A 17,789-nucleotide genomic window follows, 5' to 3' on the forward strand; every position below is an offset into this window, starting at 1 on the left:
CGACGTTCGTCGGCGCTCACTGTCCTGCGCTTCGATGCGCGCGGCCCGGGTCAGCGTTCGGGCGGGCGGGCATCACGGCCGCGCCGTGCAGGAGGGTCGGGTCGAGATCGGCGGTCAGGCCAGCGATCTCGATGGCGCGGACCCCCGTCACCTCGGCGGGCTCGAGCGCGAACGTCGGGTCGTCACCGACGATCCGGCGCACCGCCTCTCGATGCTCGGCGCGGACCCCCATGCGCACCCGGCTGAGCCTCTTGGCCCCGTTCGGATGGCGGTTCTCTCTCGGATGTTGAGGCGGATCGTAGGGGGTCACGATGAACGGGAGGCGATCGTTGGCCGGATAGGCAAACTTGAAGCGGATCTCCTGGCCATCGGGCTTCGTCCGTCGCCACCCGATGGCTCTGCCGACGGGGATCCCTGCCTCCCGCAGCGCGGCGAGCTCACGGTCGAGAGCGTGCGTGTCCACCACGACCGCCACGTCGCAGAAGCCCTCACCGTGCTCGGACCAGCGGATCATCCGCCGGCCCGAGCCGCGCCCGGCCATCAGCTCGATCGGCCACTTGAACCACCGCGCGCTGCGCGGCGTCGTGAGCAGCTCGACGATGGGGCCTTCCGTGAACCAGATGTGCGCGTGCTGGGCCTTTCGCTCGGGTGTCGCGTAGTCCACCTTGAACCCGAGCTCTCTGTAGTCGCGCACGGCTTGATGAATGTCGCGCACCCATACCAAGACGTGGCTGCAAGAAGTCGCCATGTTCATTTCTCCCGAGCGCCAGGCGCTCGATCAACGCGCGCCGCTCCCGGCCGCATCGAAGGTGGCAGCGCGCGCCGCCGCACGCAGCTCGTCGAGGGGGAGCGGCTCCGGGGTCTCCGGACGGATGAGCTCGGGCATCCCGATCCGCTCCGTCAGATCACGCCACGCGAGCGACACGCCCAGGGCCCACTGGCCGCTGCGGACACGGCGAGCCGGGTCGGCGATGTCGCCGCACAGGTCGTGCAAGGCGACCACGACAGCATCGGGCCACGTCCGCGCGAACACGTCGTGATAGCTGCGCGTGTGCTGGTCGCCCAGGATCGACGTGCTCTCCACGGCGAGGCGGTCGGTGCCGGGTCCGCTCATGATCAGGCGCCCGGTCGCGTCGCGCGGCGAGTGCAAGCGCGGATTCCAGAGGACGGGACCGTGGGTGTCGGCCAGGGTCAGCACGCCGGCGTCGCATCCGAGCGAGATCCGGTGCATGAGCAGGGAGTGATTGTCGGGATCCTCGGGGTGGACCTGGTTCTGCACGCGGAGCGTCACGGGCACGCCGCCGAGGGTCGCGCTCAGGCTCTGAAACGGCTGGCCCGCGGCCGGCGACGGCCGGTCGCCTCGCGGCGCGCATTCGGAGAACGACCACGGGCGCAGGTCGCCTGCGGCGCGGCCGATCACGTCGAGCAGCGGATAGGCGACCTGGCTGTTGCAAGCGGCGTCGATGAACTGGATGCGCTGGCGCTTCCTGATGTACTCGGCCGCGGCAAGGAACTGCCGGATCGGGCGCACGTTCGGGTACAGCGTGTTGACCGCGTACGCGGCGCCCCCCCGCTTCGCGGCCTTCAGGCACGCGGTGATCTCCGCGGCGTGCACGGGATGCTCCTGCAGCACGTGGATCCCGCGCTCGAGCAGCGTCCTGGCCAGATCGGAGCCTGGGCCGCCGGTCGCCCCCGAGCGCACCACCACGCAGGCGATGTCGATGTCGCCGGGGATGTCCTCCACCCTTGTGTAGAGCGGCGCTCCGTAGCGCTCGGCGCACTTCCTGGAGAACTCGCTGCCGCGCCCGAGCACGCCGGCCAGCGTGAACGAGCCCTGCGCCGACGCGACCGCATCGAGGTAGATGCGCCCGAAGGCGGTGCCGGCGACGACGACGCGCTTCTTCTTGCCGCCGCCGGCGCTCACCAGGTCACCTGCATCGTCAGCGGGCCGCGGAAGAACGTCGCGGTCTTCCACTGGACGTCGGCGTGGAGGCGCAGATCCGGCAAGCGGGTCACGAGCGCTCTCAGCGCTTCCTGGAGCTCGACCCGGGCCAGCGACGCGCCGATGCAATAATGCATCCCACAGCCGAACGCGAAATGCGCCCGCGCGTCCCGATCGAAGTCGAGCCGGTGTGGATCGGAGAACTTGCGGGGGTCGTGGTTGGCCGCGCCGACCGACGCAAACACGGGCTCACCCGCGCGCACCAGCGTGTCGCCCACCTGGACGTCCTCGGTGGCGTAGTGCGGAAACATCGCGGCGGACGCGATCGGCACGAAACGGAGCAGCTCCTCGACCGCCTGCGCCACGAGGCCAGGATCCGACTTGAGGCGCGCGAGCTGCTCCTGATGGGTCAGGAGCGTGTAGATGAAGTTCGGGATCTGCGAGGAGGTGGCCTCGTACCCCGCGATCAGGATGGCGATGCAGAGCTGGACCATCTCGCGCTCGTTCAGGCGGTCGTCCACGTCGTGGGCCTCGATGAGCGCGCTCATCAGGTCGTCGCCCGGCTCGGCCCGGCGCAGGCGGATCAGCCCCATGATGTACTGGGATAGTTCGCCGAGGTTCCGCTGCGTCTGCTCCGCGGTCTGCGTGTTGGTCGAGAGCAGAGAGTCGTTCCACTCCTTGAACCTGGACTGATCCGCCACCGGAACACCCAGGAGCTCGCAGATCACGGACATCGGGATCGGCAGCGCGTAGTCCCGCACGAGATCCGCAGGGGGGCCTTTGGCCACCATCCTGTCGATCAGCTCGTTGGCGAGGTCGCGGACGTGCGGGCGCAGCTGCTCCACGCGCCGGTTGGTGAACGCCTGGGTGACCAGGTTGCGGATGCGGGTCAGCTCGGGCGGGTCCATCATGACGATCCCGCCGGCGATGCGCGGGAGCGCCCTCGGGGCGTCCGCGCGCTTCGTGGCCTCCTCGCGGCTGAACCGCCGGTCGGACAGCACGAAGCGGACGTCCTCGTAGCGGGTCGCGAGCCACGCCGGCTCGCCATAAGGCAGTTTGACCTTGAGCAGCCCCGGCGTTTGCTGAGCGCGCGAGTACGCAGAGGCGAGCGCGATGCCGTCGAAGAGATTGAAGGGATACGGGATGGGGGGATTCGTCGCGGTGGTCATTGCGTTCGTCCTTGTGATGCCGCCGTGGAAAGCGGGCGGGAATCGAAGCGCCGGCGGCGCGCGGCCCAGTCGCGCAGCCGCTCGCGGTCGAGGGCGCCGCCTGCGGCGAGCGGCAGCTCGTCCACGATCTCGATGCTGGCGAAGGCTCCCAGGCGCTCGCCGAGATGCTCGGAGAGGCGCTCCGAGGTCAGCAGCGCCCGATCCATCTTGGTCCGGGCCGCGAACACACGATGGCCGAGCCGCTCCAGCGGGTGGCCGTCCCGGGGCAGCCCGAGGACGCGCTGGAGGCCAGCGCCGTCCAGCGCCGCGTTCCACTGAGGCAGCGAGAGGAACGTCGACTCCGTCTCGGCCCTGCCGTCGCTGGCGTCGTCCAGCATGAAGGCCTGGGAGGCCATGACCCAGAACTCTTCGACCGTGGGCTCGGTCAGGACGAGCCAGCCGCCGGGGCCGAGCAGCTCGTTGAGCCAGCGGAGGGAGGCATCCGTGTTCCGCGCGGCGTTGAGCACGCCCCCTCCGATGATCACGTCGAACGAGTTCGGGACGAAGCCCTGCTCTCTCGGCGCGACGTTGATGTCGTAGAGGCCGAAGCGCACGCACCGGTGCCCGGCGAGCCGCGGGGCCGCCTGATCGAGGAAGTACCTGGAGACGTCGGTGTAGAGGTAGTCGACCTCGGCGCCCGAGAGCTCCGGTAAGAGCGACTCGGAGGTCGCCCCCGTGCCGGCGCCGACCTCGAGCAGCCGGATCGGCCGCTGCCCGGGCCATTCCCTGGCAATCCTGCTCACGAGGAGACCGACGGCGCGGTGCTGGTACCGGGCGGCGATGCTCTCGCGATACAAGGCCCTGGCGAGGTCGGTGCGCCCCTCCGGGAACAACAGGTGGACGGCCCGCACCGCGCCGGAGATCAGGTCGGGCAATCGGTCGGAATTGCGGACCGCGTAGTCGATCGTGCCGGCCGCGCCGACCGTGGCCAGCCATTCTCCCTTCAGCTCGTCCCATGCGCGCGCCAGCGCGGCGTCCGAGAAGTCGCAGACCGGGCCCACGGCGCTCAGCAGATCTCCGTCCCGGCGCAGCAGCTTCTGCTCCGTGAGCACCCTGAGCCAGCGACGGATGAGGGGCCGATGCGCGGCGGCGACACGCGCCCGCGCGAGCACCTCGTCCACGGTGTGGGCGGCGGCCGTGTCGGTAAAAAGGCCGCTGCGGCCCAGCGCGTTGAGCATCGACAGCAGCGCTGTCTGTCCCAGCCGCTCCACGGCCGCGATCGCCCTGTTCAGGTCGGTCCCGGCGAGCTCGGCGTCCAGCGCGGCGGTCGCCTTGGCGATCAGGCGCTGTCCGCTCGCGTCCTCGTCGGCGTCGTCGCTGGCACGCTTCGCGGGGACGGCAAAGACGGCCCAGCCGTCGCCGTCGGAGGGGATCACCGCCGCCGCCGCCACGCCCGGATGGCTCATCACGAGCTCCGCGATGCGCGCCGCTTCTTGCTCGGCTCTGCGCAGCTCGCGCTCCACGGGCACGAGCCCGGCTTCACCGGCGATCCTGTCCACGAGCTCTGCGCCGAAGACGCGCCGCACGGCCGCGGACGACTCGGCGGACAGCGCTCCACCGGCGCCTGCGCCGGCGTCGACCACGATGCGCCGCAGCGCCCCGAGGTCGGCGAGCGCGGCCGCCGGGTGGGCCAGGAGGCTGCGCAGCAGCGTCGCTGACACGATCGCGCAGTCCGGGGCCGCTCGCTCGAGGAACGAAAGGGCCTTGGCCGGGCTCGCGGCGCTCGCGTCCACCGCATGATGGTGGACGGCGGCGCCGGCGCTCCAGCTCGCGAACACCGCATCCCCGCCGAACCCGGCCAGCGGCGAGAGCACCGCCGTGCGCGCAGGCGAAGGGCCGATTGCGTCGCGCAGGGCAGCCACCGATTCGCAGAACACCGCTCTCGACCACACGAAGGATCCGCGAACCACGGAGAACGGCGCGTCGTCCACCAGGCGGGGCTCGCAGGCGCTCGCCCCGTCGAGCGCGGACAGGTCAGCGTCCGTGATCCTCAGGACATCGCCGCCGCCGCTCGCTGGCGGCTCGGCGGAGAACCGCGCGCCGAGCAGCATGGCAGCCAGCCGGACCGACAGGGCCTGAGGCCTGTCTCCGGCGCTCCAGCTCAGCGTGCGGCCCGCGACGGCCCCGCGCTGGCGCAGCGCCGTGACAGCGCGGTACGTCGAGTCGAGCACCTCTGCTCCGGTCCACTCGCGCCCGCTCGACACCAGCGCCGCTCGGCTCGCGAGGCGCTCGAGCCCATCGATGATCTGTCTCACGGTCATGGCACCTCCTCGGGTGGTCGTCAGCAGGCGGTGGCGAAGAACAGGTGCTGGCCTGCCACGGCCAGGGGTGATTCGAGCGAAGGAAGGACGAACCGCGGCACGAAGGCAGCGGCCAGGAGCTCCTCATTCCAGCCGGGCGCGTCGACGAACACCTGATCGGTCCCCGCGCGCCGGTCCTCGCTGCCGAGCGGCGGCGAGCCGGCCGCAGGAGACAGCAGGAACTGCATCGCCGTCAGGATCGCGCAGTTCTCTCGTGTGGAGTCCGTGAAGATGAGCCACCCGCCGGGGGCGAGCGCGCGGCGGATGCGGCGCAGCGTCCGACCCGTATGCGCGGCGTTGTGGAGGACATTGCCCGCGAGCACGACGTCCGCCGCGTGCGGCTCCACCCCCTGCGCCGTGAAATCGACGTTGATGTCGAGCACGGCAGTGCGCATCCCGCGATGGCGGCCGAACCGCTCCTGCGCCGCGGCCGTGAACGCGCGCGCGACGTCGGTGAACAGGTAGTCGACCGGCGCGCCGTCGAGGGCCCGCAGCGCGGCTGTCGTGGTGAGCCCGGCGCCTCCGCCGAGCTCGAGCACGCGCAGCGGCCGGTGCCGCAGCTCCGCGCAGCGGCGAACGAGGTGAGCGCCGGCGGCGCTCAGGTAAGCGGTGAAGACGTTGTCCTGGTAGGCGGCGAGGGTGGAGAGGTCCTGCCGCTCGCGAAACAAGAGCTGCTGAATCGAGAGCTCGTCGCGCACGAGCGCGTGCAGGCGGAGCAGAGCGGCCTGGTGGACTTCCGCCATCGCGGGCGGGAAGCCGAGCGCGGCATACGCGTCGGGCAGGTCGGCGGCCGCGCCGGCGTCCCGCAGGGCCCGCCGCCACACGTACTTATCCGCCACGTTGCCGAGCACACCGCGGTCGCACAGCGCGGCGAGCCACCGCCGGACGAGCCATGCGTGCCGCGGCGCCGCGCCCAGCGCGCCGACGATCTCCTCCGCGGTGCGCGCGTCGCCTCCCGGATGCACGGCGCCGCTCGCGAGGAGCAGCTCCCCCAGGGCCCGCAGGCTGATCGCCTCGAGTCGCTGCATCGCCCCCGGCAGGTGCGCCAGGGCATCCCTCCCCGGCGCGGGTTCCAGCAGCCGAGTGAGCCTCAGGCCCGCCTCGTGTGTCTCGTCTCCCGTCGGCACGCGGGGCGCCTCACCGCCGGCGTCGTCGGCGGCGGCCTCCACGGCCGCCGCGGCCAGATCCGCTGCGGGGACGACCTCCGCGTCGGCGCGCGCCGTCGCCGAGCCGAGCGCGGCGAGGATGTCGTGCCGGAGGCGGCACAGCGTGAGCTGAACCTGAGCCTCGCTGACGGCTGCGCCTGGGCTCTCAACGGCGTTGGCGAACGCCGTCAGCTCGCCGCGGGTCGCGCGCAGCCAGCTCACGGTCTCGCGCTCGGCCGGCGCGTCCGTCCCGCCGAGCAGCACGGCAGACCCCGTGGCGTGTGCGGTCCAGAGGACGTCGCCGTGAACCCCGGTCAACTTCAGCTCGCCGGCGTCGCTGCCCAGGGCGAGCTCGACGACGCTCTGCGCTTCTAACGACACCTCGTTGCGCACGCGCAGGACGATGGGAACACCCGCGAGGCTGCCTCCGAGCACGACAAGCCCGCTCCCGAGCGGCGCCGGCTCACGGATCTGCCAGGGGCGCAGGGCGCCGAGCGCGTCTCCCAGGAGGCGGAGCAGCGCCTGGATCGACGCTCTCGTGCACGTCGCCGCGACGTACCTGACCGGCGTGCGCGCGCGCAACACCTGCGCTGCGCCGAGGAACCGCCGGGATGCCGGCGTGGCAGAGGCGACCGCTGCCACCCGGAAGGCGGCTCGGCCAAGGCGCGCTTGCCGCAGGCACGCGGCGAGCTCATCGTGCTCGAGCGGCGCCTCCGCCAGCACGGCGCTGCCGCGCCCCAGGAGGTCGACGGCGCGCTCGGTCACCGGCACGCCGTGCCCGGCCGCCGATACCCAGCAGCTCACGCCGGCGCCGAGGGGAGCCTGATCCGGCCGGATCCAGAGCGCTATCCTGGCCTGATCGGCGAACCTCCGGGCGCCCTCGCTGTCGTCGGCGAGCTGGCCGATGAGGCGAAAGCGCCCGTTCAACCGCTGGAGCGCGGCCAGGTGCAGAGGACCGAACCCGGCGCCGCACAGCACGAGAGGGATCCCGGCGGTCACAGGGAGCCCTCCTCGGTAGCGCCGAGCGCGTCGATCGACGTATCCAGCAGATCGAGCGCGGTCACCGCGCCGCTCTCGCGAAGGCGACCGACCGTCGACAGGGGTTCGAGCGCCGCCGCTGCGAAGTGGCGCCCGGCGGGCACCTGGCCCTGGTCCACCGCCAGCGTGGTGAGCGCGGCCAGGGTCCCTGTGAGCTCGGCGTTGCGCCGCCCGCGCATAACCAGCGTGCGCGTGACCGGAGCGCCGTCCCGCAAGCCGTCGAGCTGCGCGACGAGGAGGACGTGAGGCTCCCGTCCAGCGAGGTCGAGCAAGCTGGCCCGGCATAACGCCGCGACCGCCTCGCGGCGTTCGAGGGTGCGGGCGCGATCGAAGGCCGTGAGGATGTGCTGGCCGGTAATGACAGTGTACCAGTCTCCTCGAGCGAGCCGGAGCGACGCCGCGAGCCGCTCCCCTTCGGTGTTGAGGTAAGGCATCAGGGTCGCCGGACCGGGGAAGAACGGGACTTCCACGTTGCGCGTCCGGGTCAGCACCCCGGAGCGACGCCCCTTTCGCCATGCCGCGAGCGGCTCGCTCACCCCGTCCGTGGCCGCCTGGAGGTAGTCGTCCGCGGCGACCTCGGTGAAGCGGTCCAGCACGCCGAAATAGCTGCGCATGCCGTGAACCTGGCTGAAAGCCCGCTGCGCCGCCCATCGCGGCAAGAGCGCGGTGAGGCCAGGCTGCAGCCCCGCCGAGAGCACGGCCACGCGCCCGCGGGTGCGGTACGCCTCGTCGTCCAGGAGCGCGTACAGCGCATCGTCGCCGGCGGCGTCCACGTAGTCGGCGCCGGCTCCCACGGCTGCGCTCGCCGCGCGGTCCGCGATGGCGTGTGATGGACCTGCGCAGTTGAGCACGATCCGACACCCACCGACGAAGCGACGCAACGACGCGTCGTCCCGAACATCGACCGCCTGGTGCTCGACCGCTCCCGCGGACAGCTCCTTCGCGAAGCGGCGGGCCGCTTCGGGGTTTCGCCCGCCGATCCGCAGCGGCCCGAGGCCGAGCGACTGGAGCCGCCGGGCCGCTTGCGCGCCGACGTCGCCATAACCTCCCAAGATGCCGATCGTCATCCCGCAGCCTCCACCAGCCGCCATCCGTGGGCGCGGCGGCGCTCGTTCCAGAACGCCGTGTACCGCCCGTTGCGCGCCAGGAGCTCCTGATGCGTTCCCGCCTCGACGATGCGGCCGCCGTCGAGCACGAGGATCTGATCGGCGGACACGATGGTCGGCAGCCGGTGCGCGATGACCAGCAGGGTCGACCGGTGCATCAGTGTCCGCATCGCGCTCTGGATGTAGCGCTCGTTCTCCGGGTCGAGCGCCGCCGTCGCTTCGTCCAGCAGCACGATAGGAGCGTTCTTGAGCACGGCTCGGGCGACCGACACCCGCTGGCGCTCCCCGCCAGACAGCGACGCTCCGCCCTCGCCGACCCGGGTCTTCAGGCCCTGCGGGAGGCGCTCGATGATCTCTTCCACGCCCGCCAGGCGGGCGGCCTCGCGCACCTCGGCGTCCGTGGCGTCCAGCCGGCCCACCCGGATGTTCGCCTCCAGCGTGTCATCGAACAGATAGACGTCCTGCATGACGAGCGACAGCTGCGTCATCAGGTCTTCCGTGGAGAGCTCGCGGACATCCACGCCGCCCACCCGCACCGAGCCCGCGTCGACATCGAAGAAGCGCGCGATCAGCCGTGTTATCGTGGTCTTCCCGGAGCCGGATGCCCCGATGATCGCCGTCATCGTCCTCGGCGCTATCCGGAAAGACACATCACGGAGCACGGGAGCGCCCGGCTGATAGCCGAACAGGGCATCGGAGAACTCGATCTCCCCCGGCGTCGCAACGGGCCTGGAGCGCTCCGGCTCGGGCAGCGGCGCCTCATCGAAGATGGCGGACAGCCGCTCCAGATCGTTGCCTGCCATCCGCAAGAGCCCGCTACGCCCCGCGGCCTCGGCCAGCGGCCCCACGAACCTGGCGGCCAACGCCAGCAGCGCGACGAGCTCGATCGGATCGATCGACCGATCGAGCGCGCGCACCACGCCGACCGCGATCAGCGCGGCGAACGCGAGCTGCACCGACAGACCGCCCGCGAGCAACCTGGGGAAGGTCTGACGCAGCATCGACCCGCCCGCGGCGCGCTGCCCATCGATCGCCTCCTCCAGCGGCGCATACCCCCCCGTGGCCCGACCGAAGGCGCGCAGCACCTGCTGGTTGCGCGCGAACTCGACGACCCGGTTGCTGGCGAGCGCCCCCGCGGCGTCGACCTGCTCCTCGGTGCGGCCGATCCACGCCGACGACCAGCGGTGCGTCAGGTAGATCAGCGGCGTGCAGGCGATGGCCGTCAACCCGAGCTGCCAGTCGAAGAACAGCATGGCGACGGCGATCGTCGCGGGCGTCAGGATGCCGCTCACCACCGGGGTCAGGAGGTGGGCAAACACGTTGGTGACCATCATGGTGCCGCCCGTCGCGCTCCGTGAGAGACGGCCGACCTTCTCCGAGGAGAACCAGCCGATCGGCAGGCGGGCGACGTGGTTGCCGAGCCGGTCGTGCAGCGTGGTCAGGACGACAAGCGCGAGCGCGAAGCCCTTCATCGTCTGCTGGTAACGGGCGACGCACGTCACCGCGACGACCGCGGCCAGGAGGAGCAGCCAGCGCAGCGCCTCGCCCAGGTCCCCGCCGAGCAGCGCCTTGAGGACCGGGACGAGGAACGCCATCGCCACCCCCTGAACGACGGAGTAGACGATGAGCCAGCCGAAATAGACGTGCAGCGCCCTTGCGTGCTGCGGTCCCAGGATCTTGGTCAGTTGCCGGATCATGAGGCTTCACCCACCGCTGCAGTGGCAGCCGCCATGTCGCTCTCGGCGTAAGCACGCCACATCCTGGCGTAGAGCCCGTCCGCGGCGAGCAGCGCGGAATGCGTGCCGCGCTCGCGCACGCGGCCCTCGTCGAGCACGACGATCTGATCGACGCCGGTGATCGTCGCCAGCCGGTGGGCGATGACGATCACGGTGCGCCCGCGCGCGACCGCGGACAGCGCGTCCTGGATCTGCGCTTCTGACTCCGGATCCGCGTGCGCCGTCGCCTCGTCCAGGATCAGCACCGCGGTGTCCGCGAGCAGCGTGCGCGCGATGGACAGCCGCTGCGCTTCGCCGCCCGACAGGATGGCGTCCTCGCCGATCACGGACCGATATCCCCTGGGAAGCGCGACGAGCCGATCGTGGATCTGCGCGGCGCGCGCGGCCGCGACGACGTCTTCGTCGCTGGCCTCGGGCCGGCCGAGGCGCAGGTTGTCGGCGACCGTTCCATGGACCAGCTGGACGTCCTGCAGAACGAAGCCGACGTTCCGGTACAGCACGTCCGGCGCGATGTTGCGGATATCGACGCCGCCGAGCAGGACAGCGCCGCCGGTCACGTCATAAAACCTGGGCACCAGCTTTGCCAGCGTGGACTTCCCCGCGCCCGAGGTCCCGACCAGCGCGGTCACCGTGCCAGGCGTGCAAGCGAAGCTCACGTCGGAGAGCACGCTCCTCGAGCCATCGTAGCTGAACGAGACGTGATCGAACTGCACCCCCGCCCCGCGCGGCGCCTCTGGCGTCGTCGTGATGGGCAATGACGGCTCGTCGAGCAGCGAGGCGACGCGCTCCGCCGCCGCCACGGCCTTGCGCTGGGCCGTGAGCCCCTGGTTCAGCGTGAGCACCGTCTGCGGGATGACCACGGCGACCAGGGTCTCGGCGAGCAGGTCGATGGGGCTCACCCAGCCCTCTCGGATGAACCAGGCGCCGACCGTCAGGCTCACCAGCATGATCACGGGCACCGAGAGGGCCATCGAGGTCAGCGCCTCGAGCCGGAGCAGCGGCCGCACCCAGCCGGCGTACCGGTCGCTGAAATCGCTGACGGCGCGCTGGTAGCTCTGGTGAGCGCGGCCCGTCTGGCCGAACGCCTTCACGACCGCGATGCCGTGTACGAACTCGACGATCGCGGCGCTCACCCTGGCGAAGCTCGCGTCGAGCTGCATCATCTTCTCGGCGAAGCCCCGCATCATCCATGCGTAAGCGACGATGTAGATGGGCAGGGTGGCGATCGCGAGCAGCGCCAGCCGAAAGTCCAGCCAGAACAGGTACAGGAGGCCGCCGAGCGGAAGGACGATCGCCGAGACGAGCTCGACATCGTGGTGCGCGACGAGGTGGTGCAGGTCCTCCAGGTCGTCCTGGACCGCTTTGCGGACCACCCCTGACGTCTTGTCGGAATACCACCCCAGCGGCACCTCGCCCAGCTTGCGCACCAGCGCGCGCCGCAGGATGGCCTGAAGCCGGTGGTCGGCCAGGTGAGTCACCCACAGCGCCGTTCCGGTGCATGTCCACCCGACGCCGAGGCCGACCACGATGATCAGCGCGACCCCGGCCACCTTCGCGCTGTCGATCGGGCCGGACGCGACGAGGATCCGCGCGAGCTCGGCGATACCGATGAACGGGACGAGCGTCGTCAGCGCCCCGACGCCGCCAAGGAAGATCCCGAGGCGCGTCAGCCCTGCTATCGGGCGGCGCAGCTCGCGGAGCGCCGCGTCCTTCTGCTGATTCTCTCGATTCTCTCTCATGTGTGGCGCAACGATACCGCGAGGTGCTCGGCCACGACATTCACATGCGGCGGCTCGATGACGCTGAAATGGTTGCCGGGCACGTCGATCAGCTTGAACTCGCCGAGGCAGACGCCTTCCCAGAACGGCGCCGTCAGGTGCCCGACGCCCGCGGTGATGCCGAAGGATTGCTCCTCGTCGCACCGCAAGAACGTCATATCGCCGACGTACGGCTCGGGATCGAACCGCGCGGCGCGCATGCTATGCCTGCAGGTCCGGAACAGCGCCGGGATGAGCTCGGGCCCGACGGGCACCCCGGCCTGGGCAGCCGCCACCTTCGCATAGCTGGCCAGGCGCTCGTCCTGACTGCGCGCGGACTGCCTGCGCACCGCAGCGGCGACCGATTCCAGCCCGGGGTCCCCGCCGAGCCTGGCCATTGCGCCGGCCGGAATCTTGCGGTCGTAGTCGACCATCAGCTTCTCGATGGCCCGGTACACGTCGGCGCTGTCGACGTCGTCGCCGAAGACGGCCTTCACCGGATCCAGGTTCAAATTCGGCGCGAAGATCGCCTCGAACGCGAGCTCTTCGTCGGTCTCGATGAACATCGGGATGCTGTCGACGAGCGCCAGGTCCACCGACATCCCGCGCTCGAGCAGCCGCCGGGCCACCTCGGTGGCGAGCAGCCCGCCGAGGCAGTAGCCGATGAGCTGAAACCGCGTGAAGCCTTCATCGATGAGCCGCTGCGCGTAATCGTCGGACACGCGCGCGACGAGCTCCTTCGGGGGGATCGCGAGGTACAGCTCGGGGTCGGCGACAGCGAAGCCCAGGACGGGCCCCAGGTTCTGGGCGGCGAGCGCCCGCCCCAGGTGCTGGAAGTAATCCATGGTGCCCAGCGCCGCGTGGAACATCACACGCGCCGGCCCGTCCCCGCCGCCGAACGAGAGGATCAACGAGTTGCTGCCCTCCCGGCGCTGCGCGACCTGCGCGGTCTTGCCGCCGCCGGAGGACGCCTCCGCGCCCGGCCCAGCGCCGCTCGGCGCGTGCGCGGCGCCGTCTTGCCTGCGCAGCGCGCGCGCGAGCGCGTCGACCGTCGGCTCATTGAGCATCTGCCGCAGGAGCGTGTCGTAGGCGAACGGCGCGGCTTCCGGCACCTCCTCGCGCAGTCGCCCTGCCACTCTGGCGAGGATCAGCGAGTCGGCGCCGCGGTCGTAGAAGTTCTCGCCCTTTCCGATCCGCGCGATGCCGAGCGCGCTCGCCCAGAGCGCACACAGCCGGCTCTCCAGCTCGTCCAGCGTGGCATCGGCCTCCTTCCCGGCGCCGTCGATGAACGCCGCGGGCCGCAGGGCGGCGAGCGCCTTGCGGTTGACCTTGCCGTTCGCCGTGAGCGGCAGCCGGTCGATGACCTGCAGATGAGCAGGCACCATGTGCGCCGGCAGCCGCTGCCCGAGGAAGCTCGTGAGCTCGTCGGTCCCGACCCGGGCCCGGTCGGTCTTGAAGCGCGCAGCGAACATGTGCATGCCATACGCCGCCATCGGATGGTCGTCGTCCGGCAGGCGGAGCACCAGCTCGCCGCCGCTCTTCGCTATCAGGCCTTGCCACTGCTCGGTGGACAGGAACTTGGTGGTGCCGCGTTCCCTGTCTGCGCCCGAGGGGTCCATCATGAAGCCCTGGGTGAGCAGGACGTGCGGGTGATCGGCGGTAGGCTCGGTGAACACGAGCCACCCCGATGGCCCGAGCAGCTCCACCGCGGCCGCCACCGCGGCTTCGACGTTGCGGGTGCTGTTCAGCATTCCGGCGCACAGCACGACGTCCGCGGAGTTCGGCAGCAAGCCCTGGGCGCGGTAGTCCTCGTTCAGGTCGAGCTGCCCGAATCGGACCCAGGGGCGCTCCCGGAACCGCTCGCGCGCGTCGGCCAGGAAGAAGGCTGTCAGGTCCGTGAACAGGTAGTCGACGTCATGGCCGTCGAGCATCGGGAGGACCACGCCGGTGGTGGCCCCCGTGCCGGCGCCGATCTCGAGCACCCGCAGGGGGGCGCCGTCCGTATGCGCGGCGGCGATCCGGTACAGGAGCGCCGCGACCGCGTGGTTGTTGTAACGCGCGATCGCGTCGTCGCGGTACACCGCGAGCGCCACGTCGTGCTTCCCTTGCGGGAACAGCAGCTCGAACGGGTTCTGCTGGTTCTCGAGCAAGGCGTGCAGCCGCTCCACGTGCGCCTTGTGGTACTCAACGAACTCGGGCGTACACAGCCCGGACGACGACGAAAGCTCCTCGAACCGCCGCCAGGCGTCGTGGACCGTTGTCGCGTCGGCGGCCCTGCGCTGCGCGTAACGGCGGCTCTCCTCGTGGTACGTGAGCCATCCCGCCTCGGTCAGGAGCCCCAGCCAGCGGCGAACGAGCCAGTGATGGCGGTCGTGGACGCGCGCCTCGCGCAGGATCTCCTCGGCCGAGTGCGTGTCGCGCGGACCGGCGAAGAGCCCGCGCTCGGAAAACGCGTTCATCATGGACGCGAACGAGGCGTCGCGCAGCGCTCGGGTCGCCTCGCTCACCTGGGCCGCGGTCACGCCGCTGACCTCCTTGTCGGCGAACTGCCGCGCCGCGGACACGAGGCGAGCCTGCGACGTGGCCAGATCCTCGTCCGCAGGCGCGCTGCGCCGCGCGAGCTCGACGAAGCCGAGCAGCGTGCGATCCGTGGGGTCCTTGCCGGCCACCACGGCCGCGGCGGCGCCGACCGCCGGATGCGCGAGCAGCGCGGCCTCGATCTCGCCGAGCTCGATCCGGTGCCCGCGGATCTTGACCTGGCTGTCCTCGCGTCCGAGGAACTCGATGGATCCGCCGGGGAGATAGCGCCCGAGATCTCCGGTCCTGTAGAGGCGCTGTCCATCGACGGGATGGTTGAAGAAGCGCGCTGCCGTGAGCTCCGGGTCGCCCAGGTACCCCGCCGCAAGGCCGTGCCCGGTGATGTACAGCTCTCCAGGGACCCACACAGGCGCGTCGTGGAGCGACTCGTCGAGGACGCGGAAGCCCTGGTTGGCGAGCGGCACCCCGTAGGGGATGCTCGTCCACGCCGGATCGACCCGCTCGATGCGATGGTAATTCGACCAGATGGCCGCCTCGGTCGCGCCCCCGAGCCCGATGAGCGTCAGGTCAGGAATGAACCGGCGGATCTGGTCGGGCAGCGTGACCGGGATCCAGTCGCCGGACAGCAGCGCCATGCGCAACGAGCGGATCGCGACCGGCTCTGTCTGCAGGTAGCTCGCCAGCATCTGAAGCTGCGCAGGCACGGAGTTCCACAGGGTCACCTCGTGCTTCACGAGGAGATCCGCCCAGTGGGAGGGATCGGCGCCGCGGTCGGGATCCGGGAGCACGAGCGTCCCGCCGAGGGCGAGGGTTCCGAAGATGTCGTACACGGACAGGTCGAAGCCGAGCTGCGCGAGGCCCAGCACCCGGTCCGATCCGGTCACCCCGAAGCGACGGTTGATGTCGTCGATCGTGTTCAGCGCCGCCCGGTGGGTGATCATGACCCCCTTCGGGTCACCCGTGGAGCCGGAGGTGTAGATCACGTACGCCAGCGCGTCGGGGTCGCCCATCGGCGCTTCGGGCAAGGTCTTCGCAGGCGCCTGCGTGTCCACGTCGATCACGCGCAGGCCGTCCGGCAGCTTGGCCGCCGCGGAGATCCACGACTGGGTCAGGACCTGTCGCACCGCCGCGTTCGACAGCACCTTCTCGATGCGCAGCCGCGGCTGCGTGGCGTCCAGCGGCAGATAGGTCCCGCCGGCGAGCAGCACGCCCAGCACCGCGACGACCTGCTCGATCCCCTTGTTCATGACGACGGCGACCCGATCGCCCGCGGTACAGCCGCCGTCTCGCAGCGCCTGCGCGACCGACGCCGCCCTCATCGCGAGGTCGCCGTACGTCAAGCTGCCCGCGTGGCCGATCACCGCCACCGCGCCGGGGTCGCGGGCGGCCTGCTCCAGGAACCCTCGGTGCAAGAGGGAGTCCGGCAGCGGACAGCTTGTCTGATTGACCCGCTCGCGCTCCTGCGCCTGCCATCCGGGCAACGCGATCGGCTCGACGGCCTCCCATGCCTCGGAGCGCTCCGCGAGATCCTCCAGCAGCCGCTGCAGCGCGCCGAACATGTCGTCGATGAGGCCGTCCGGGAAGATGCCCTGACGCACGTCCCAGTTGACCTCGAGCCCGTCGGCGTCATCCATGACCTGACAATCGAGGTAGACCTGCGGGGTCTGCGTGACGCCATGGCCGAAGCGCCGGCCGCTGCTGGGTCGTCGCCGCGTGCCGAGGCCGATGGCGCTGGTGAAGACGACCGGCATCAGCGCGGCTTCCCGCCCGCGCCGGCGGGTCATCTCGCGCAGCACCTCGACCCCCGTGAACAGCCGGTGATCGAGATCGGCGAACATCTGATCGCCGAGCCGCGCAGCCCATTCCTTGAAGCTGCGCCCGGACGCCGCCTGCACGTCCATGAGGCTGACCGACGTGAAGTCTCCGACGATCCGGTCGACGTGCGGGTGCAGCGGCAGGCGGTTGAGCAGCGTGAGGTTGAGGCTGAACCGCTGGCGGCGGCTCCAGCGCTGAAGCACCGCCGCATAGGCGCCCAGCACGGCGATCGAGGCCGTGAGCCCTCGCTCGCCGGCGCGCTGCCGGAGGCGCTCCCAGCGCTCGGCGGACAGGCGGCCGTGGTGGCGGCGGAAGCGCACGGGGCCGGCTTCCGCGGCCGATGGAAGCGTCGGAAGCTCGGGCGCGGGGGGCAGATCGTTGACGCGCGAGAGCCAGTACTGGCGGTCACGCTGGTAACGCCCGGTCTCGCGCAGCCGCCGCTCCGCGAGGATGTAATCGCGAAAGCGGAGGTCCAGCGGGCGCAGCTCGTCGCTGCGGCCGGCGAGGATGAGGTCGAGCTCCTCGAAGAAGATCCCGGCGCTCGCCCAGTCGGCGATCAGCGAGTCGAGCGAGAAGTGCACGACGTCGCCGCCGCTGGTGCGGGTATGCCGCAGCTCGAACAGCGGCCATACGGTGGTCTCGTACATCCGGTGGTCCATCTCGGCGCGGATGCCGCGTAGCGCGCGCTCCACCTCGGCGGCGGAGGCGCCGCGGAGGTCCGTCGACTGGATGGGGTACCGAGGTACCGTGGGCAGGACGCGCTGGTAGCCGTCCTGCTCGATGACGGCGCGCAGCATCTCGTGCCGCTCGATCAGCAGGTTCCAGGCGTCGGCGAGGCGCGCGGGGTCGAGCTCCGGATACGTCACCTCCAGGTACCCGTGGCAGGCGACACCGCCGTAACCGAAGGAGCTCTGGCGCCCCAGCAGGTAGGCCGTCTGCACGTCGGTGAGCGGGAACGGCTCATGACGCCCCTGCTCGTCCGCGGCGACGACCACCCCCTGGTTTGCTGCCAGAAAATCGATGATCTGCGCCTTGTGCGTGCGCAGCACCGTCATCTTGTCTTCCGTGAGCAAACCTTTGGGCGCACGGAACCGGAGCTGCCCCGATTCTGTCCACAGATCGACACCCAGCGTCTTCAGCTCTTCGATGATCCCGGCAACGGGCATGGACGTAAGCTCCTGTAGCTTGTTGACGACAAGCGTCA

At 70.9% G+C, this 17,789-nt stretch carries 9 protein-coding genes; all 9 read right to left on the reverse strand.

Translation table 11 applies throughout. From position 1 onward, the window contains the following. Positions 1-16: 16 nt before the first annotated feature. Genes WME82_RS40070 through WME82_RS40110 form a run of 9 tightly spaced genes read right to left on the reverse strand, consistent with a single transcriptional unit; the run spans position 17 to position 17,751 of the window. Positions 17-748: a VOC family protein gene (locus WME82_RS40070; protein WP_438039609.1), complete on the reverse strand. Its 732-nt coding sequence runs from the start codon at positions 746-748 to the stop codon at positions 17-19. A 30-nt stretch (positions 749-778) separates the two neighbouring features. Further along, the gene (locus WME82_RS40075) at positions 779-1,924 is read right to left on the reverse strand and encodes a Gfo/Idh/MocA family oxidoreductase (protein WP_438039610.1); all 1,146 of its coding nucleotides are present in this window, start codon (positions 1,922-1,924) and stop codon (positions 779-781) included. Continuing rightward, positions 1,921-3,111, reverse strand: coding sequence for a cytochrome P450 (locus WME82_RS40080; protein ID WP_438039611.1), 1,191 nt, complete (start codon positions 3,109-3,111; stop codon positions 1,921-1,923). The genes WME82_RS40075 and WME82_RS40080 overlap by 4 nt, the downstream gene beginning before the upstream one ends. Beyond that, positions 3,108-5,411, reverse strand: a complete 2,304-nt coding sequence (locus tag WME82_RS40085) for a methyltransferase (RefSeq protein ID WP_438039612.1) — start codon at positions 5,409-5,411, stop codon at positions 3,108-3,110. The genes WME82_RS40080 and WME82_RS40085 overlap by 4 nt, the downstream gene beginning before the upstream one ends. Positions 5,412-5,431: 20 nt before the next feature. Beyond that, the gene (locus WME82_RS40090) at positions 5,432-7,594 is read right to left on the reverse strand and encodes a methyltransferase (RefSeq protein ID WP_438039613.1); all 2,163 of its coding nucleotides are present in this window, start codon (positions 7,592-7,594) and stop codon (positions 5,432-5,434) included. Beyond that, positions 7,591-8,700 carry a saccharopine dehydrogenase NADP-binding domain-containing protein gene (locus WME82_RS40095; RefSeq protein WP_438039614.1) on the reverse strand — a complete coding sequence of 370 codons (1,110 nt, stop codon included), beginning with the start codon at positions 8,698-8,700 and terminating at the stop codon, positions 7,591-7,593. Before WME82_RS40095 ends, WME82_RS40090 begins: the two co-directional genes overlap by 4 nt. Beyond that, positions 8,697-10,436: an ABC transporter ATP-binding protein gene (locus WME82_RS40100; protein WP_438039615.1), complete on the reverse strand. Its 1,740-nt coding sequence runs from the start codon at positions 10,434-10,436 to the stop codon at positions 8,697-8,699. The genes WME82_RS40095 and WME82_RS40100 overlap by 4 nt, the downstream gene beginning before the upstream one ends. After that, complete coding sequence (locus WME82_RS40105) at positions 10,433-12,214, reverse strand: ABC transporter ATP-binding protein (protein WP_438039616.1); 1,782 nt, start codon at positions 12,212-12,214, stop codon at positions 10,433-10,435. The genes WME82_RS40100 and WME82_RS40105 overlap by 4 nt, the downstream gene beginning before the upstream one ends. Further along, a complete protein-coding gene (locus tag WME82_RS40110; protein WP_438039617.1) occupies positions 12,211-17,751 on the reverse strand; it encodes an amino acid adenylation domain-containing protein in 5,541 nt (1,846 codons plus the stop codon). Before WME82_RS40110 ends, WME82_RS40105 begins: the two co-directional genes overlap by 4 nt. Positions 17,752-17,789: the final 38 nt, after the last annotated feature.

Source organism: Sorangium sp. So ce128, assembly GCF_051525245.1.
Taxonomy (GTDB): Bacteria; Myxococcota_A; Polyangia; order Polyangiales; family Polyangiaceae; genus Sorangium; species Sorangium cellulosum_B.